The organism is Streptomyces sp. NPDC048254 (genome assembly GCF_043201895.1).
GTDB lineage: Bacteria > Actinomycetota > Actinomycetes > Streptomycetales > Streptomycetaceae > Streptomyces.
In genome coordinates this window covers 187,799-206,984 of sequence record NZ_JBICZJ010000004.1, presented here as the reverse complement: position 1 = coordinate 206,984, position 19,186 = coordinate 187,799, and the positions used below count along the sequence as shown (strand labels likewise).

The window sequence follows — 19,186 nt, the reverse complement described above, 5'->3', positions numbered from 1 at the left end:
GCAGGGCAGCGGTCGGGCCCGGCAGCTGCACAACGCCGCCGGGCCCGGAGAGAGTTGACGGATCAGAGAAGGGGCTTCGCGAGGACCGCCTTGCGGTGGCTGAACGTCTCGATGGAGTAGCGGCCGTGGTAACTGCCCATGCCGCTCTCCCCCACCCCGCCGAACGGCAGGTCGGACACGGTGAGATGGGCGACCGGCAGGCCGAGGCCGAGCCCGCCGGAGGAGGTCTCGGCGGCGATCCGGTCCCGGGTGTCGCCGGACTCGCTGAAGACGTAGAGCGCGAGGGGCTTGTCGCGGTCGTTGATGAAGCCGATCGCGCCGTCCAGGTCCGGGACGGTCACGATGGGCAGGATCGGGCCGAAGATCTCCTCCCGCATCACCGGGGACTCGGGGTCGACGTCGGCGAGCACGGTGGGCGCGATGTACTTGGCGGCGCGGTCGGTGTCACCGCCCACGGCCACCCGGCCGGAGCCGAGCAGTCCGCTGAGCCGGTCGAAGTGCCGCTCGTTGACGATCCGGCCGTACTCGCCGGACTCCTTGGGCTCCGTGCCGTACAACGCCTGGACGGCCTTGACCAGCGCGGTTTCCAGGGCGGCGGCCGTCTCCGGGTCGGTCAGGACGTAGTCGGGGGCGACACAGGTCTGCCCCGCGTTGAGGAACTTGCCGCGCGCCAGCCGGTCCGCGACCACCGCGAGGTCGACGTCCCGGTCGACGAACGCCGGAGACTTGCCGCCGAGTTCGAGGGCGACGGGGGTGAGGTGCTCGGCGGCGGCGCGCATGACGATCCGGCCGACCGTGCCGTTGCCGGTGTAGAAGATGTGGTCGAAGCGTTCGGCGAGCAGGGCCGTGGTCTCCGGGACACCGCCCTCCACGACGGCGACGGCATCGGTGTCGAGGTAGGCCGGCAGCAGCCGGGCCAGTGCGGCCGAGGTCGCCGGGGCCAGCTCGCTGGGCTTGGCGACGACCGCGTTGCCCGCGGCGAGGGCGCCGGCCAGCGGGGCGAGCAGCAGCTGGGCGGGGTAGTTCCACGGGGCGATGACGAGGACGACACCGAGCGGGTCGTACTGCGTCCAGGCGGTCGCGTCGCCGCCCAGGTGCGCCGGGACCGGGGCGGACTCGGGGCGCAGCCACTCCGCCAGGTGGTCGAGGCTGTGGTCGATCTCCCGGACGGTGAAGTCGATCTCCGTGCGGTAGGCCTCGCCGGCGCTCTTGCCCAGGTCCGCGTGGAGGGCGGCGGCCAGCTCGTCGCCGCGCTCCGTCAGCATGGCGCGCAGCCGGCGCAGCTGGCCGGTGCGCCACTCGACGGGCTTGGTGCGGCCGGTGCGGAAGGTGGCGCGCAGCCGGGCGACGACGTCGGCGGGCTGCTCGGGGGTGGACTGGTTCACGGATGCCTCGCTGGTGGTGCGTACGGGCCTGACGGCCCGGCTGGATGTCGATCACTCGGATGTATAGTGCAACCTTTCAGAGGCCGAAGTAAATTCCGCCACCACGGAACCACTCTCCGCCGCGCCCGGATCACCCTGCCGTGGACCCGCTCCTCAGGCCACGAGCTCGGCCCTCCGCCGCCGAAGGCACGCCTGTTCGGGCAGCCCGTCGGCGAGCCCGATGGCGGTGTCGTACTCCCGTACCGCCTCGTCGTCACGGCCGAGCCGGCGCAGCAGGTCGGCCCGGACGGCGTGCAGGACGTGATAGCGGTCGAGGTCGAGCGCGTCGACCAGGGCGAGGGCCTGGTCCGGCCCCTCGACCTCGGCCACCGCCACCGCCCGGTTCAGCGCCACGACCGGAGACCGGTCGACGGCCATGAGCTGGTCGTACAGCCGCAGGATCTGCCCCCAGTCGGTGGCCTCGGCGGTCGGTGCGTCACTGTGCACGGCGTTGATCGCGGCCTGGATCTGGTACGGCCCCGGCCGGTCGCGGCGCAGGCACCGCCGTACGAGTTCCTGCCCCTCCCCGATCAGCTCCCGGTCCCACAGCGCGCGGTCCTGGCCGGGCAGCGCCACCAGCTCGCCGTCCGCCGCCCGCCGGGCGGGCCGCCGGCCGTCGACCAGCAGCATCAGCGCGAGCAGCCCGGCGACCTCGGGCTCGTCCGGCATCAGCCCGTACAGCAGTCGCCCCAGACGTACGGCCTCCGCGCACAGCCCGGGATCACCGCCGTACCCCTCGTTGAAGATCAGGTAGACGACGGCCAGCACACCGCCGAGCCGGTCGGGCAGGTCGGCGTCCTTCGGCACCCGGTAGGGGATGCCCGCGTCGCGGATCTTGGCCTTGGCGCGCACCAGGCGCTGGGCGAGAGTGGCCTCGGGCACCAGGAAGGCGCGGGCGATCTGGGCGGTGCTGAGCCCGCCGAGCAGGCGCAGGGTCAGGGCGACCCTGGCCTGCGGGGCGAGCGCGGGGTGGCAGCAGGTGAAGATCAGCCGGAGCCGTTCGTCACGCACGGGGCCCTCCTCGGCCGGTGGGCCGGACGCGTACAGCCGGGCGGCCTCGGCCTGCCGGGCGTCCCGGGAGGACTCGCGGCGCAGTCGGTCGATCGCGCGGTTTCGGGCCGTGGTGATGATCCACCCGGCCGGGCTCGGCGGCACCCCGCTCTCCGGCCATCGGTCCAGCGCCGTGGCGAAGGCGTCCTGGACCGCTTCCTCGGCGAGGTCGATGTCGCCGAGGAAGCGGACGAGAACCGAGACCGCGCGCCCGTACTCGGTACGGAAGGCCGCCTCGACGTCGGCGGCGTCCGCCATCAGAACTGGTCCACGAAGGGCCGCACCTCGATCGGCAGCCGAGTGGCCAGGGCGGCCTTGCGTCCCCACTCCAGGGCGGCGTCCAGGTCCTCCGCCCGGATCAGGCTGATCCCGCCGAGGTACTCCTTGCCCTCGGCATAGGGCCCGTCGGTGACCAGCACGTCGCCGTCCTTCGGGCGCAGCAGCGTGGCCGTCTCCGGGCCGTGCAGGCCGCCGGCGAAGACCCAGGCGCCGGCCGCGCGCAACTCGTCGTTGAAAACCTCGACATCGCGCATGATCGTGGCCATCTCGTCGGGCGGCGGCGGGGTGCCGTCGGCCGGCTGGACCACGCTGAGCAGGTAGTGCTTCATGACGTTCTCCTCGGTCGTCGTGGGGTGTGCTCGCCTTCTACACGAACGGCAGGCCCCCGGATCGACACCCCGCCCCGGACAGCCGAAAGAATCTTCTCCATGACCATCTCCGCACATCCGCTCGTGATCCGCGCCCGGGAACTCGCCGACGGTCTCCTCTCCCCCGCCGCGGAGCGCGTCGACCAGGAGGGGGTGCCGGTGAGCCACATCGAGGCGATCAGGCGCTCGGGCCTGCTCGGCCTGAACGCGCCGGTGGCGTACGGCGGCTCGGCGGCGCCCGCGGCCGTGGTGCGGGAGACGGCGGAGATCCTGGCCGGGGCATGCTGTTCGACCTGGTTCGTGCAGACCCAGCACCACACGCCGGTACTGACCCTGGCCAAGGCCGAACTGCCGGTCCGTGAGCGCCTGTTGGGACAGCTGGCACGAGGTGGGCTGCTGTCCGGGGTGGCGTACGCGCATCTGCGGTCGTACCCGCGTGTCCCGGTGCGGGTCCGGCGGGAGGGGGACGGCTGGCGTTTCCACGGCACGGTCCCCTGGTACACCGGGTGGGGCCTGAACGACGTGATGCTGCTGGCCGGGGTGACCGAGGACGACGAGGCCCTGTTCGCCTTCGTCGAGGCCCGGGAGCAGCCGGGCCTGCGGCCGTCGGAACCGATGCGGCTGGCCGCGCTCACCGCGTCCCGGACGGTGTCCCTGGACCTGGACGGCCTGCGGGTACCGGAGGACGCGGTCGCGCTCCGGACGCCGTACGAGGACTGGGCGGCGACGGACCGCCCGAAGTCCCGCAACGCCAACCCGGCCGTCTTCGGGATCACGGCGGCGGCCCTGGCCCTGGTGGACGAGGAGTACGCGGCTCCGCTGCGGGCCCGTACCGACGATCTCCGCCGCCGGGCCTATGCGCTCGCGGACCATCCGGTGCCGCAGGAGCACGCGGAGGAGCGGCTGGCGCTGCGGGCCGAGGCGTTCACGCTGATGCGTACGGCGACCACGGCGGCCGTGGTGACGGGCGGCGGCCGGGCGATGTCCGTCACCGGCCGCGCCCAGCGCCTGGCCCGGGAGGCCCTGTTCCTGCTGGTCCAGGGCCAGACCGCCGAATCGCGCACGGCCCATCTGGAGCGGCTCGCGGAGCGGCCCCGCTGAGACGGCTCGGCTCCCGGGCCGCTCAGGCGTATTCCACGGCCGCGTCCAGCACCCAGTCCACCAGATAGCCGGCGAAGGACGAACGCACCAGTACCCAGAAACCGGCCCTGGTCTCGTCCCGGGCGACCAGGACCACCTGGGTGCGCGCCAGCGTGGTCTGGGCGCAGCGGCCGGGACCGAAGGCACGGGGGTGCAGGTCCAGGGCGCAGCCGTGGGCGAGCAGGTCGCGGGCGCGCGGGCCGCCGACCAGCAGGGTGGTGCGCTGGGCGGAGACGTCGGTGGCGGCGAGCGGTTCGTCTCCGGCGGCCGTACGGATCCGGCTCTCCAGGTCCCGCTCGGTGCCCGGCCGGCCCACCACCAGCCATTCGTCGGGGCCGAGCCACACCGCGGTCACCTCTCCCGCGTGCACCACGGTGTCGGGTTCCAGGGGCAGTTGGAGACCGAGGGCCAGTCCTACGGCGTCCGCCGCCGGGCTCTTGGCGTCGAGGCGGACGTTCACCTGTGCCAGGAACGGGAGTTCGGCGAGGCGGAGCGCGCCCCGGGAGGAGCGCGTCACGGCGGCCAGGCGCTGTGCGGCGTCGGCCAGGGGGCTGCGCAGCGCTGTGGTCGGTGCGGTGTCAGCCATCGCGGCGGGCTCCCTCGGGGTCGTAGAGGACGGGACCGGCGACGGTCACCGGCAGCAGCCGGGCGCCGACGGGTGCGTAGAGGCGTTCTCCGATGCGGTCCCGGCCGCCCTTGACCAGGGCCAGCGCGAAGGTCCGGCCGAGCGCCGCGCTGCGGTAGCTGGAGGTGACATGGCCGAGCATCGGGACGGGCGGGGCGGGCAGTTCGCTCTCGGCGACCAGGTGGGTGCCTTCCGGGAGGAGGGCGCCGGGATCGTCCGTGAGCAGGGCTACGAGGTGTTTGCGGTCGGGGCGGGCGGTGTCGGCGCGGGCGTGGGAACGCTTGCCGATGAAGTCGGGCTTCTTCCTGGAGACCGCCCAGCCCATGCCGAGGTCCTGCGGGGTGACCGTGCCGTCGGTGTCCTGGCCGACGATCGGATAGCCCTTCTCCGCACGGAGTACGTGCATGGTCTCGGTGCCGTACGGGGTGATGCCGTAGGGCGCCCCCGCCGCGTCCAGCGCCTCCCAGAGCGCGCGGGCCCGCCACGGCGACACGTTGATCTCGTAGGCGAGTTCGCCGGAGAAGCTGATCCGGCACACCCGGGCGTCGAGGCCGGCGACGGTGGTCTCCCGCCACGCCATGAACGGGAAGTCTTCGTTGGACACGGCCAGTCGGGGTGCGAGTGAGCCGAGGACCGCTCGGGACATCGGGCCGACCAGGGCGACGGTGGCCCAGTGTTCGGTGACCGAGGTGCAGTGCACCCGCAGGTCGGGCCACTCGGTCTGCAGCCACTCCTCCATCCAGTCCAGGACGGCCGCCGCGTTGCCGGTCGTCGTGGTGACCAGGAACCGGTCCGGGGCGAGCCGGATGACCGTGCCGTCGTCGAAGACCATTCCGTCCAGGCGGCACATCACGCCGTAGCGGATCATGCCGACCTTCAGCGTGCTGATCATGTTCGTGTAGAGCCGGTCCAGGAAGAGCGCGGCGTCCGGGCCCTGCACATCGATCTTGCCGAGTGTGGAGGCGTCCATGAAGGCCACGCCCTCGCGGGCGGCCCGGCACTCGCGCAGCACGGCCGTCTCCCTGTCCTCGCCGTCCCGCGGGTAGTACCAGGGCCGCTTCCACTGGCCGACGTTCTCGAACAGCGCGCCGTGCTCGACGTGCCAGCCGTGCAGGGCGGTCGTGCGGACGGGGTCGTGCAGCGCGCCCCGGTCGCGACCGGCGAGGGCGGCGAAGGAGACGGGGGTGTACGGCGGCCGGAAGGTGGGCAGTCCGAGCGCCGAGACGTCCACGCCGAGGAGTTCGGCGACGACCCCGCTCGCCAGCACCCCGCCGGTCTTGCCCTGGTCGTTGGCGGTACCGGCCGTGGTGTAGCGCTTGGTGTGCTCCACCGAGCGAAGGCCCGCGCCGGTCGCCCGGATCAGGTCGGCCACGGTGACGTCGCGCTGGAGGTCGACGAAGCGCGGGGCGCCGGTGGCGGTGGGGATCGTGAAGACCTGCATGGGCGGGGTGTACGGCTGGGCGGCGACAGCGGGGAGGGCGGGGGGCTCTGCGGTGTAGCCCTCGGCCTCGACCGCCCGGGCGCCGGCCGCCGCGCCCTGGGCGAGGGCCGTGGCGAGGTCGAACGCCCCGTTCGCGGCGCCCACGGCCACCACCGCCTGACGGCAGCCATCGGGGACGAACGTGCCGAGCGTCTCGTCGTGGCGGAGCCTGCCGCCCGCCTGGCTGAACAGGTGCGCGACGGGGTTCCAGCCGCCGGAGACGAGCAGCAGGTCGGCGGCGAACTGCTGCTGCTCGCCTGTTCCCTGGTACGGGGCGACCGTCACGGCGGTGAGCCGGGCGCCGCCCGCCGTGCCGGTGACCGCGTGTCCGGCCAGTACCTCAATACCGGCGCGGCGGGCGCGTTCGGCCCACTCCCCCGGCTCGGGCCGGGTGTCGGCGATCGCCGCGATGTCCACGCCGGCCGCCGCCAGGTCGAGTGCGGCGGCGTACGCGCTGTCGTTGGTGGTGAACACGACCGCGCGGTGGCCGGGCAGGACGGCGTACCGGTGGAGGTACGTGCGGGCCGAGGCGGCCAGCATCACGCCGGGGCGGTCGTTGTCGCCGAACGCGAGGGACCGCTCGTGGGCGCCGGTGGCGAGGACGACGTGCCGGGCGCGGATCCGCCAGACGCGTTCGCGGGAGACGTGTGCGGGGGCGTCGGCGCCGAGGTGGGCGGTGCGGCGTTCGACGGCGAGGAGGTGGTTGTCGTCGTAGTGGCCGAAGACGGTGGTGCGGCGCAGGACGCGGACCTCGGGGGCGGCTTCGAGGCGGGCGTGTGTCGCGGCCACCCAGGCGGGGTGCTCGCCGGTGCCGAGCAGGCTGCCGCCGGGTTCGGGCTGGTCGTCGGCGAGGATGACGCGGGCGCCGCTGGTGGCTGCGGCCGCTGCCGCCGCGAGGCCGGCCGGGCCGGCGCCGACGACCAGCAGGTCGCAGTGGGCGTGTACGGCGTCGTAGCGGGCGGGGTCGGGGGCGGTGGCGAGGCGTCCCTGGCCGGGGAGGCCGGTGGCCACCAGGCCGTCGTGGAGCTCGACGGTGGTGGCGGGGAGCATGGGTTCGGGGAAGGGGGCCTCGATCTGGACGACCGCGTTGGGTTCTTCGGGGCCCGCGGTGAAGATGCCTCGGTGGCGGCCGAGTCTGATGCTGGTGGCGGACTGGGAGACGCCGTTGGCGAGGAGGGCGGAGGCGAGGGTGTCGCCTTGGTAGCCCTGGTACTGGGTGCCGTCGAAGGTGAAGGTGAGGGGGGTGGAGCGGTCGATTCGGCCGCCGGTGGGGGTGCGGTAGGGGTGGGCCGCGGTGGTGCCGGCGAGGGGGGTGTCGCCCCCGCCGCCCCTACCCTTCCCGTCCTCCAGGGGCGCCGCCCCTTCGACCCCGCCGGGGGCTGTGCCCCCGGACCCCCCGTCGGCCTGAAGGGCCTCGTCCTCAAACGCCGGACGGGCTGGTAGTGCCGGACGCTGCTGAGAAGTCAAGGGACGCGGCTCGCCCGGGCGGTACACCGTGAGGATCTCGTTCGTCGCTGTGTTCCGGACCGCGTTGAACCACCTCCGGCAGCCTGCCGCGTGGCTCCAGCGCTCCGCGAACGGCCCCTTCGGGTTGGCGCGGAAGAAGAGGTAGCGGGCCCACTCCTCGTCGGTCAGAGACGCGGGGGTCTCCGGGGAGGGCACGTGGGCCTGGCCGCCGTAGTGGAACTCGGACTCGTCGCGGGGCCCGCACCACGGGCAGGGGATGAGCAGCATGGTGGGGCTCCCTAGTGGGCCACCGCGGCCGCGCCGTGCTCGTCGACGAGCGCGCCGGTGGTGAAACGGTCGAGCGAGAAGGGGGCGTTGAGAGGGTGGGGGGCGTCGTGGGCGATGGTGTGGGCGTAGACCCAGCCGACACCCGGGGTGGCCTTGAAACCGCCGGTGCCCCAGCCGCAGTTGAGGTAGAGGCCGGCCACCGGGGTGAGGCCGACGATGGGTGAGGCGTCGGGGCTGACGTCGACGATGCCGCCCCAGGTGCGCAGGACGTGGGCGCGGGCGAAGACCGGGAAGAGTTCGAGGGCCGCCGCCATCTGTTCCTCGATGATGTGGAACGCGCCACGCTGGGTGTAGGAGTTGTACGCGTCGATGCCCGCGCCCATCACCAACTCCCCCTTGTGCGCCTGGCTGACGTACACATGGACCGCGTTGGACATGACGACGGTGGGGTGCACCGGCTCCAGGAGTTCGGAGACGAGGGCCTGCAAGGGGTGGCTCTGGAGGGGGAGTTCGATGTCCGCCATGGCGGCGAGGACGGAGGTGTGGCCGGCCGCGCACAGGGCCACCTTGCCGGCGGCGATCGGGCCGAGGGTGGTCTGGACCCCCACCACCCGGCCGGCCACCACGTCCACTCCGGTGACCTCGCAGTTCTGGATGATGTCGATGCCGGCCGCGTCCGCGGAGCGGGCGAAGCCCCAGGCCACGTAGTCGTGTTTGGCGATGCCGGCGCGCGGCTGGTAGGTACCGCCGAGGACCGGGTACCGCACATCGGGCGAGGTGTTGACGATCGGGCAGACCTCTTTGACCTGCTCGGCGTCGAGCCACTCGGCGTCCACGCCGTTGAGGCGGTTGGCCTCGACCCGGCGGACGCTGTCGCGGACGTCCTGGAGGCTGTGGGCGAGGTTCAGCACGCCGCGCTGGGAGAAGAGGATCGGGTAGTCGAGCTCCTCCTCCAGGCCCTCCCAGAGTTTCAGCGCGTGTTCGTAGATGCCCGCGCTCTCGTCCCAGAGGTAGTTGGAGCGGATGATCGTGGTATTGCGGGCCATGTTGCCGCCCGCCAGCCAGCCCCTCTCCAGGACCGCCACGTCGGTGATGCCGTGGTTCTTGGCCAGGTAGTGGGCGGTGGCGAGGCCGTGTCCGCCGCCGCCGACCACGATCACGTCGTACGAGCGCTTCGGCTCGGGGGTGCGCCAGAGGAAGTCCGGGTGGTCGGGGAGGTCGGCGCCTGGGGGTCCCCCCACGCCCGCAGGGCGTAGGGGGCGGGTGCGGGGGCTCATCGGACGTCTCCGTCGTCTCCGTCGTGCGAGAGGTGCGGGTAGAGCGGGTGCGCGGCCGCGAGGGTCGCGGTGCGGGCGCGCAGGGCGGACACGTCCGGGTCGGGCTGGAGGGCGAGGGCGATCACGTCGGCCACCTCGGCGAAGTCCGCCTCGGTGAAGCCCCGGGTGGCCAGTGCGGGAGTGCCGATGCGCAGGCCGGAGGTGACCATGGGCGGGCGCGGGTCGCAGGGGACGGCGTTGCGGTTGACGGTGATGCCGATCGTATGGAGGAGGTCCTCGGCCTGCCGGCCGTCCAGGGGTGAGTTCCGGAGGTCGACGAGGACGAGGTGGACGTCCGTGCCGCCGGTCAGCACCCGCACTCCGGCCGCGGCGGCGTCGGGGCGGGTGAGGCGCTCGGCCAGGATGCGGGCGCCGGCCAGGGTGCGGGCCTGGCGTTCGGCGAACTCGGGTGTTGCCGCGACCTTGAAGGAGACGGCCTTCGCGGCGATGACATGCTCCAGCGGGCCGCCCTGCATGCCGGGGAACACCGCCGAGTTGATCTTCTTGGCGAGGTCGGGGTCGTCGGTGAGGATGACCCCGCCGCGCGGTCCGCCGAGGGTCTTGTGCGTGGTCGTGGTCACCACGTGGGCGTGCGGGACGGGGCTGGGGTGCAGTCCGGCCGCCACCAGGCCGGCGAAGTGCGCCATGTCGACCATGAGGAGGGCTCCGACCTCGTCGGCGATCCGCCGGAAGGCCGCGAAGTCCAGCTGCCTCGGGTACGCCGACCAGCCCGCGATGATCATCTTCGGGCGGTGTTCCTTGGCGAGCCGAGCCACCTCGTCCAGGTCCACGAGGTTGTCCGTCTCGGAGACGTGGTACGGCACGATGTCGAGCATCTTGCCGCTGTAGTTGAGGCGCATGCCGTGGGTGAGGTGGCCGCCGTGCGCGAGGTCGAGGCCGAGGACGGTGTCGCCGGGCCTGAGCAGGGCGAAGAAGACGGCGGTGTTGGCCTGGGCGCCGGAGTGCGGCTGGACGTTGGCATAGCCCGCGCCGAAGAGCGACTTGACGCGTTCGATGGCCAGCCGCTCGGTGACGTCGACGTGTTCGCAGCCGCCGTAGTAGCGGCGGCCGGGGTAGCCCTCGGCGTACTTGTTGGTGGCGACCGAACCCTGCGCCTCCATCACGGCGGTGGGCGCGAAGTTCTCGGAGGCGATCATCTCCAGGGTGGACTGCTGGCGATGCAGCTCGGCACGGAGCGCGGCATGGACTTCGGGGTCGAGCTCGGCCAGGGGCGTGTTCAGCGCGTTCATGCGGGGTTCGCGATCCTTTCGATGACCTCAGCGCCCCGAAGGGGCGCGGGGCTGTACTGATATGTGGCTACCGCCGCGTGGGCGCGACCAGCCACGAAGCACCCGCAGCCGACCGACGACGCATCGCGGCACTCCTCTCCGAACCCTCAGCCACGGAGCCGACTCATGGCCGGGTCGAACAACGGCTCCTCGGCCACCACAGCCTCCACCCGCTGATCGAAGTAGCCGATGTGCACGATCGTCCCGGGCACCGCCAACTCCACGGGCAGCCACGCGTACGCGATCCCCTTGCCCACCGTGTAGCCGTACGCCGCGCTGGTCACGTACCCGACGGCCCGCTCACCGTCGTACACCGGCTCCTTGCCCATGACGACGGCCCCCGGGTCGTCGATGGTGAGGCAGCTCAGCCGGCGCCGCACCTCCGTCCGGCGCCGCTCCAGCGCGGCCTTGCCGACGAAGTCACCCTTGTCGAGCTTGACGGCGAAGCCGACGCCGGCCTCGTAGGGGTCGTGCTCGTAGGTCATGTCGGTGCCGAAGGAGCGGTACCCCTTCTCCAGGCGGAGGCTGTTGAAGGCACCGCGCCCGGCGATGATCCCGCCGAGCGGCTCGGCCGCCTGCCAGAGGGTGTCCCAGAGCTTCTGGCCCTGGTCAGCGGTCGTGTACAGCTCCCAGCCGAGTTCGCCGACGTACGACAGCCGCATCGCGGTGACCGGCACCGAGCCGATGTAGGCGCGCTTGGCGCGGAAGTACTTGAGGCCCTCGCTGGAGAAGTCCGCGTCGGTCAGGGGCTGGAGGACCTCGCGGGCGAGCGGGCCCCACAGGCCGATGCAGCAGGTGCCGGGGGTGATGTCACGGACCTGGACCGTGCCCTCGGCCGGGAGGTGACGCGTGAACCAGTCGAGGTCCAGGTTGCCGTTGGCGCCGACCTGGAAGAGGTCGCGGGCGAGGCGGGCCACGGTGATGTCGCTGCGGATGCCGCCGTCGTGGTCGAGGAGCAGGGTGTACGTCACCGAGCCCACGGACTTGGCGACCTTTCCGGTGACCAGGCCCTCCAGGAAGTCGGCGGCGCCGGGGCCGCTCACCTCCAGGCGCTTGAGGGCGGTCATGTCGTACATCGCGACGGTCTCGCGGGTGGCCTGGGCCTCGGCGCCGACGATCGGTGACCAGTAGCGGGCGGCCCAGTCGTTGGGGGTGGGGATCGAACGGCCGTCGACCAGGCCCGCGTTGGCCTCATACCACTGCGGGCGCTCCCAGCCGTTCGCCTCCAGGAAGAACGCGCCGTGTTCCTGCTGGCGGGCGTGGAAGGGGCTGGTGCGAATCGGGCGCGGCTTCCCGGACGGCTGGAGGGGGTGGAGGATGTCGTAGACCTCGGCGAAGTTCTGGCAGTCGCGGGCCAGGACGTACTCGGGGGCGAGCTGGTGCGGTTCGAAGCGGTTGATGTCGCACTCGTGCAGGTCGAAGGACGAGCAGTGGCCGTCCACCAGCCATTCGGCGACGGCCCGGCCGACGCCCGCGGAGTGCGTGACCCAGACGGCCTCGGCGACCCAGAAGCCCTTGACGTCCGGGGACTCGCCGAGCAGCGGGTAGCCGTCGGTGGTGAAGGAGAACAGGCCGTTGATGCCCTCCTCGACCTTGGCCTCGCGGGTCGCGGGAAGCAGCGACCAGGTCTCGGTCCAGGCGTCCTCGAAGTCCTCCTCGGTGAACTTCAGGACGGAGGGCATCTGTTCGGCCTCGTCGACGGAGAGGATGTCGTCCGCGGAGACGGGCATCGGGCGGTGGCCGTAGGAGCCGATGCCGAGGCCGTCGAAGCGGTCGCGGTAGTAGAGGTCCGCGTCCTGGTGGCGCAGGATCGGCCGGACGGCCTCCTCGGTCTGGCCGGCGAGGGCGGGAACCGGGCCGGTCCAGGCGAGTTGGTGGGCGAGCGGGGTGAGCGGCAGGTTCATGCCGACCATACGGGCGATCTTCGGGCCCCAGATGCCGGCGCAGCAGACGACGACGTCGGCGGGCAGTTCGCCCTGGTCGGTCAGGACGCCGGTGACGCGGCCCTCGCTCTGGCGGACGTCGAGGACCTCGTGGCGGGCGAGGAAGCGGACGCCGCGGTCGGTGGACCGGCGGATCTGGGCCTCGACGGCGAGCACGGCCTTGGCGATGCCGTCGGTGGGGACGAGCAGGCCGCCGAGGACCCGGTCCGGGTTCACCAGCGGGTGGCGCCGCACGCACTCGTCGGCGCTCAGCAGATGTGCCTCGACGCCCCAGGCGGTGATCCAGCCGTGGCGGCGGTGGAGTTCGGCGAGGCGCTCGGGGGTGGTGGCCACTTCGAGGCCGCCGACCTGGAGGAAGCAGGGCCTGCCGTCGACGTCGAGGGAGCAGAACTTCTCGACGGTGTAGCGGGCCAGTTCCGTCATGGTCTTCGACGGGTTGGTCTGGAAGACCAGGCCGGGGGCGTGCGAGGAGGAGCCCCCGGTGGCCGGGAGGGGGCCCTGGTCGACCACGGTCACCTCGGTCCAGCCGCGTGCGGAGATCTCGTCCGCGAGCGCGGCTCCCACCACGCCCGCTCCGATGATGACCACTCGGGGTCCCGCCATCGCCCAACCTCCGAACTTGAGACCGGTGCAGTTGCTTTGTACGCAACGTGATTCAGGCTGCGCAACTCAATGTGCCCGTCGTCGAGGAGGGGTGTCAAGAGGCCCGGTGACGTCGGGAAACGGCCGAAAAGGCGGCGGGGCAAAGGGCAACGCCCGGCGGGCGGCGCGCACAGCTGCGCACCGCCCGGCGGGCGTACTGGACCGGCCTTTTGACTTCCCCCGTTACTTCAGCCAGGCCTCGACCTTGTCGCGGTTGGCGTCGACCCACTTCTTGGCCGCCGCGTCGTCCGACATCTTGTCCACGGCGATGTACTTGGCCACGGTGTTCTGGTCGTCGTTGGTCCAGTTGAACTTCTTCACCAGGTCGTAGGCGGGGCTGCCCGACTTGGCGAAGCTCGCGCTGACGATCTTGTCGAGGTCGTAGACGGGGTAGTCGCAGGCGACCTTCGCCGCGTCGGCGTCGCAACCCGTCGTGTACTTCGGCAGGTTGACCTTGACCAGCGGTATCTCGGAGAGGAACCACTGCGGTTCGTAGAAGTAGCCGATGAGCCACTGCTTGTTCTTCTCGGCCGTTCTGAAGGCCTGGATGAGCGCGGTCTCGCTGCCCGCGTACACCACCTTGAAGTCCAGCTTCAGGTTCGTCACCAGGGCCGCGTCGTTGGTGACGTACGACGGGTCGCCGTCTAGCAGTTGGCCCTTGCCGCCCGACTCGGACGTCTTGAACTGGGCGGCGTACTTGTCGAGGTTCTGCCAGTTCGTGATGTCGGGGTGCGCCTTGGCGAGCCACGGCGGGACGTACCAGCCGATGACGCCCTTGTTGCCGGTCGAGCCGGCCTCGACGGCCGTCTTCTGCCCGGTGATGTACTTCTTCTTCAGATCGTCGTGGCCCCAGTTCTCCAGGACGGCGTCCACCTCGCCGGTGCCGAAGCCCTGCCAGGCGATCTCCTCCTTGAGGTCCTTCTTCTGCACCGTGCAGCCGAGGTCGTGTTCCGCGACGTACGCGACGACCGCCGCGTCCGCCTCGTAGCCCACCCACGGGTTGACGGCCAGGTTGAAGGTGCCGCACTTGCCGTCCGCGGACTTCGAGCCGGCGGAACTGCTCTCGCCGACCTTCGCCCCGCCGCAGGCCGTGAGGGTGAGGCCGAGTACGGCCAGGCCGGCCGCGCCTGTGCGCCAGTGTTGTGCCATGGTGTCGGTGCTCCTTATGCCCGGGTGCGTCGCGCCGCAGCCTGAGTGATCCGGTCGAACATGACTCCGAGCAGGACGATGGCGAGCCCCGCCGCCAGCCCCTTGCCGTACAACTCGCCCTGCGAGAAACCGGCCACGACGTCGTAGCCGAGGGCGCCCGCGCCTACCAGGCCGCCCACCACAACCATCGACAGCACGTAGATCAGGCCCTGGTTGGTCGCGAGGGTCAGGGCGCCGCGTGCCATCGGCAGCTGGACCTTGGTGATGATCTGCCAGGTGTTGCACCCGGCCGAGGTGGCCGCCTCCACGGTGGACTCGGGAACGTTCCGTACCCCGTCCGCGATGATCTTGATCGCGACGGGTGCCGCGTAGACGACGGCCGCGACGATGGCCGTGAAGCGGGTGGCGCCGAACAGCGCCAGGAACGGCACGAGATAGACGAAGGGCGGCATGACCTGGGCGGCGTCCAGGGCAGGCCGGATCAGCCGGTCCGCCGGCGCGCTGCGGCCCATCCACACGCCGACGACGGCGCCGAGCAGCATCACCAGCACGGTGGCCACGGCGGTCGAGGCGAGCGTGGTCATGCTGTCCGACCACAGGCCCGTGCCGACCAGCAGTCCGACGCACACGGCGGCCGTCACTCCGGCCCGCCAGCCGCCGAGGACCGTGCCGAGCGCGACCAGGGTGGCGCCGACGAGCCACCACGGGGAGTCGGTGAGCAGCGTCTGGAACGGGTTGAGCAGGCCGTTGGTGAGGGCGTCCCGCAGCGCGTTGGTCAGGCCGGAGAGATGGTCCTGGAGCCAGGTGGTCGCGGTGTCGGCGGCACTCGCGATGTGGGTGCCGACGGCACCGTCGCCGGGGAACTCGGCCGCCCAGACGTAGGTGTGGGAGAGGTAGACCAGGACGGCGGCCGCGACACCGCCGGCCGCAAGCAGCGGGCGGCGCCACTTGAGGAACGGGCCGCCGGCGCGGCGGACTCCGGTGCGGGCGGCCGCCGCGGTGGTGACCCGGTCGAGCACGATGGCCATGACGACGATGGCGAGTCCGGCGTTGAAGGCGGTGCCGACGTCGAGGGACTGCAGGGCCTGGACCACGGTCTTGCCGAGGCCTGGCGCGTCGATCAGGGCGGCGATGGTGACCATGGCCAGGGCGGCCATGATGGTCTGGTTGACGCCCATGACCACCGTGCGCCGGGACATCGGCAGCAGCACCTTCAGCAGTTGCTGCGTCCGTGTCGCGCCGAGCGAGTCGGCCGCCTCGACGGTGGTTTCGGGGACCGAGCGGATGGCGTGCGCGGTGATACGGATGGCGGGCGGCGCCGCGTAGATCACCGTGGTGATCACCGCGGAGGCTCCGCCGATGAGGAAGATCAGGGTCAGCGGGGCGAGGTAGACGAAGGTCGGCATCGTCTGCATGAAGTCCAGGAAGGGCGTCATGATCCGGTTGAACCGGTCGGAGAGCCCCGCCCACACCCCCAGCGGGATGCCGATGAGCAGGGCCACCAGGACCGCCGACAGGGTCAGCGCCAGGGTGTCCATGCTCTCCTGCCACAGGCCCTGGAGCCCGAAGAAGGTGAAGCCGGCCGCGGCCAGCAGCGCGACCCGCCAGTTGCCCACGGCCCAGGACACGTAGCCGGCGAGGCCGACGACGCCGAGCCAGCCGATCTGCGGGACCGGGCGGGACCCGGTGGGCTGGGAGATCAGCGACTGGACGAAGGTCACCAGGTTGTCGATGACCAGCCGGATCTCGTTGAAGAAGTACAGGAAGATCGGGTTGGAGTTGCGGTTGGCGCCGATGCTGTCGTTGACGTCGTTCAGCCAGCGGTGCAGTCCGGTGAGGTCGGCGGCGGCCAGGGTGAGCGTCTGCCGACCGCGCAGGACGGTGAAGAGCACCAGCCAGACGACCAGGACGGCGGCCACCACCATGGGGCGGCTGATCTTGTGGCGCAGGGCGGCGACGGGCACGGTCGCGTCGGCGACGGCGGCCATCAGGCGCCGCCTTCCTGTCCCGGGACGACGGCTCCGGCGACGGCTGCTCCGGCACCGACGGCTCCGGCGGCTCCGGCGGCTCCGGCGGCTCCGGCGGCTCCGGCGGCTCCGGCGGCTCCGGCGGCTCCGGCGGCTCCGGCGGCTCCGGCGACGACCGTGAGGATCTCCTCGTCGCCGACGATGCCGAGCAGCTTGCCGTGCTCGACGACCTTGACCGGCCTCTCGGCCGCGAGCACCGCCCGGGTGGCCTCGCGGACCACGACGTCCGGGCCCAACTCCGGCCCGTCCAGGGCGTCTTCGGGTGTGGCGGGCCGCATGATCCAGCGCAGGGTGAGGACGTCGCCGCGCGGCACGTCCTTGACGAAGTCCCGTACGTAGTCGTCCGCCGGGGCGCCGACGAGTTCGTCACCGGTGCCGCACTGGACCATCCTGCCGTCCCGCATGATCAGGATGCGGTCGCCGAGCTTCAGCGCCTCGGAGAGGTCGTGGGTGATGAACACCATGGTCTTGCCGACCTCGTGGTGCAGGCGGACGACCTCGCTCTGCATGTCACGGCGGATCAACGGGTCGAGCGCGGAGAACGGCTCGTCGAAGAAGAGGACGTCGGGGTCGCCGGCGAGGGCGCGCGCGAGGCCGACGCGCTGCTGCATACCGCCGGAGAGCTGGTCGGGGTAGGAGTTCTCGTATCCGGCGAGGCCCACCAGTTCGACGACCTCCATGGCCTTCCTGGTCCGTTCGGCCCGGCCCATGCCCCGGATCTCCAGGCCGAACGCCACGTTCTCGACGACCTTGCGGTGCGGCAGCAGACCGAAGTGCTGGAAGACCATGGAGAACTTGCTGCGCCGCAGCTCCCGCAGCCGCCGGGCGTCGGCGCCCCGGATGTCCTCGCCCTCGAACACGACCTCCCCGGCGGTGGGTTCGATCAGCCGGGTCAGACATCGCACCAGGGTGGACTTGCCGGATCCGGACAGGCCCATGACGACGAAGACCTCGCCGGGCGACACCTCGAAGTTCAGGTCCCGTACGGCGGCGGTGCAGCCGGTACGGTCCATCAGTTCGCGGCGGGTCAGCCCGCACAACTCCTCGGAACCCGGCACCTGGTCGGCCTTCGGCCCGAACACCTTCCACAGCCGGCGCACGGAGATGACCGGGGTGCGGTCCTCGGGGTCCTGGGACGTGTCGCGCCGCTGCGACACCTCGGTCTGGGCTGGGGTCATGATCGGCCTCTTTTCGGCGTCAGCCGCGGAACCAGTGCTGCGGCCGGGGTTGGATGTTCTGCCAGACGTGCTTGGGCTCTCGGTACTCGTCCAGGCCGGTCGGTCCCAGCTCGCGGCCCACGCCCGAGTGCCCGAAGCCACCCCATTCCGCTTGCGGCACATAGGGGTGGTAGTCGTTGATCCACACGGTGCCGTGGCGCAGCCTGCGGGCGACCCGCTGCGCCTTGCCCGCGTCCTGCGTCCAGACGGCCCCGGCGAGGCCGTACTCCGTGTCGTTGGCGATGCGGACGGCGTCGTCCTCGTCCTGGAAGCGCTCCACGGTGAGCACGGGCCCGAAGGACTCCTCGTGCACCACCCGCATGTCCTGCCGGCACTCGTCGAGAACGGTCGGCGGGTAGTAGAAGCCGTTCGCCAGCGCGGGGTCGTCGGGGCGTACGCCGCCGCAGCGCAGTACCGCGCCCTCGGCGAGGCCCGCGGCGACATACGCCTCGACCTTCTCGCGGTGCTGTGCGGAGATCAGCGCCCCGGTCTCGGCCTCGGGGTCGAAGGGGCCGCCCAGGCGGATGAGTCGGGCGCGGCGCACGACCTCGTCCACGAAGGCGTCGTGGATCGTGTCCTCGACGATCAGCCGGGCGCCGGCCGAGCAGACCTGCCCGGAGTGCAGGAAGACGGCGGTGAGCGCGAAGTCGACGGCGGTGGCGAAGTCCGCGTCGGCGAAGACCACGTTGGGGTTCTTGCCGCCGAGTTCGAGGGCGACCTTCTTCACCGTGGCGGCGGCGGTGGCCATGAGGCGCCGGCCGGTGTGCAGCCCGCCGGTGAAGGACACCAGGTCGACTGCCGGGTGCTCGGCGAGCGGCGCGCCCGCCTCGGGGCCGGCGCCCAGCACCAGGTTGGCGGCGCCGGCCGGGAGGCCCGCCTCCTCCAGTGCCTTCATCAGCAGGATCGAGGTGGAGGGGGTGAGTTCACTGGGCTTGAGGACGACGGTGTTGCCCGCGAGGAGGGCCGGGGCGACCTTCCAGGAGGCTTGCAGGAGTGGGTAGTTCCAGGGGGTGATCAGGCCGCAGACGCCGACGGGTTCGTAGGTGACCCGGCTGAGCGCGTCGTCGCGGCCGGTGTCGACCACGCGTCCGGCGCTGGTGCCTGCGATGCCGCCGTAGTAGCGGAAGCAGGAGACGACGTCGGCGATGTCGTACTCGCTCTCCACCAGGCGTTTGCCGGTGTCGAGGGACTCGGCGCGGGCGAACGCCTTGGCGTCGCGCTCGATGATGCCGGCGGTGCGCAGCAGCAGCGCGCCGCGCTCCCGCTCGGGGGTGCGCGGCCAGGGTCCGTCGTCGAAGGCGCGCCGGGCCGCGGTGATCGCGGCCTCGGTGTCGGGGCGGGTCGCCTCCGAGACCGTGGCGGCGAGGGTGCCGTCCGCCGGACAGCGGATCTCGCGCCGCCCGCCGGCCACCGCCGCGCGCCATTCACCATCCACGTACAGATCTGCCACGGCCGCGCCCTTCGAGCCCGAATTCGTTGCGCATTGTGCATTGGATTGCTTTT

12 protein-coding genes and 1 pseudogene are annotated in these 19,186 nt (G+C 72.0%); 1 reads left to right on the top strand and 12 read right to left on the bottom strand.

Annotated elements, in window-relative coordinates:
* Positions 1–62: 62 nt before the first annotated feature.
* The 3 genes and pseudogenes from ACGFZQ_RS13590 to ACGFZQ_RS13580 all read right to left on the bottom strand — a co-directional run.
* Positions 63–1,412, bottom strand: a pseudogene (locus tag ACGFZQ_RS13590) (aldehyde dehydrogenase family protein); the annotation flags it as partial.
* 126 nt (positions 1,413–1,538) lie between these two features.
* Complete coding sequence (locus tag ACGFZQ_RS13585) at positions 1,539–2,732, bottom strand: RNA polymerase sigma factor (RefSeq protein ID WP_393840496.1); 1,194 nt, start codon at positions 2,730–2,732, stop codon at positions 1,539–1,541.
* On the bottom strand, positions 2,732–3,082 hold the full coding sequence (locus tag ACGFZQ_RS13580) for a YciI family protein (RefSeq protein ID WP_393840495.1): 351 nt from the start codon (positions 3,080–3,082) through the stop codon (positions 2,732–2,734). Before ACGFZQ_RS13580 ends, ACGFZQ_RS13585 begins: the two co-directional genes overlap by 1 nt.
* Before the next feature lie 99 nt (positions 3,083–3,181).
* Between ACGFZQ_RS13580 and ACGFZQ_RS13575 the strand changes: the two genes are divergently transcribed.
* Positions 3,182–4,222, top strand: coding sequence for an acyl-CoA dehydrogenase family protein (locus ACGFZQ_RS13575; protein ID WP_351737675.1), 1,041 nt, complete (start codon positions 3,182–3,184; stop codon positions 4,220–4,222).
* Positions 4,223–4,244: 22 nt separating this feature from the next.
* Here ACGFZQ_RS13575 and ACGFZQ_RS13570 read toward each other — a convergent pair whose 3' ends face one another.
* The 9 genes from ACGFZQ_RS13570 to ACGFZQ_RS13530 form a co-directional block, all read right to left on the bottom strand.
* A complete protein-coding gene (locus ACGFZQ_RS13570) occupies positions 4,245–4,847 on the bottom strand; it encodes a sarcosine oxidase subunit gamma (protein WP_393840494.1) in 603 nt (200 codons plus the stop codon).
* Entirely contained in the window at positions 4,840–8,100 is a 3,261-nt protein-coding gene (locus tag ACGFZQ_RS13565) for a sarcosine oxidase subunit delta family protein (protein WP_393840493.1), read from the bottom strand. Before ACGFZQ_RS13565 ends, ACGFZQ_RS13570 begins: the two co-directional genes overlap by 8 nt.
* Positions 8,101–8,111: 11 nt before the next feature.
* On the bottom strand, positions 8,112–9,341 hold the full coding sequence (locus ACGFZQ_RS13560; RefSeq protein ID WP_393840492.1) for a sarcosine oxidase subunit beta family protein: 1,230 nt from the start codon (positions 9,339–9,341) through the stop codon (positions 8,112–8,114).
* 32 nt (positions 9,342–9,373) lie between these two features.
* Positions 9,374–10,666 carry a serine hydroxymethyltransferase gene (gene glyA / locus ACGFZQ_RS13555; RefSeq protein ID WP_393840491.1) on the bottom strand — a complete coding sequence of 431 codons (1,293 nt, stop codon included), beginning with the start codon at positions 10,664–10,666 and terminating at the stop codon, positions 9,374–9,376.
* Positions 10,667–10,812: 146 nt separating this feature from the next.
* Positions 10,813–13,251 (bottom strand): FAD-dependent oxidoreductase, encoded by a 2,439-nt coding sequence (locus ACGFZQ_RS13550; protein WP_393840490.1) that lies wholly within the window; start codon positions 13,249–13,251, stop codon positions 10,813–10,815.
* A gap of 222 nt (positions 13,252–13,473) precedes the next feature.
* A complete protein-coding gene (locus tag ACGFZQ_RS13545) occupies positions 13,474–14,439 on the bottom strand; it encodes an ABC transporter substrate-binding protein (protein ID WP_351737687.1) in 966 nt (321 codons plus the stop codon).
* 14 nt (positions 14,440–14,453) lie between these two features.
* Positions 14,454–16,427 (bottom strand): ABC transporter permease, encoded by a 1,974-nt coding sequence (locus ACGFZQ_RS13540; protein ID WP_393840489.1) that lies wholly within the window; start codon positions 16,425–16,427, stop codon positions 14,454–14,456.
* A complete protein-coding gene (locus tag ACGFZQ_RS13535; RefSeq protein WP_393840488.1) occupies positions 16,427–17,644 on the bottom strand; it encodes a glycine betaine/L-proline ABC transporter ATP-binding protein in 1,218 nt (405 codons plus the stop codon). Before ACGFZQ_RS13535 ends, ACGFZQ_RS13540 begins: the two co-directional genes overlap by 1 nt.
* Positions 17,645–17,663: 19 nt before the next feature.
* Complete coding sequence (locus ACGFZQ_RS13530) at positions 17,664–19,133, bottom strand: aldehyde dehydrogenase family protein (RefSeq protein ID WP_393840487.1); 1,470 nt, start codon at positions 19,131–19,133, stop codon at positions 17,664–17,666.
* Between the last annotated feature and the right edge of the window lie 53 nt (positions 19,134–19,186).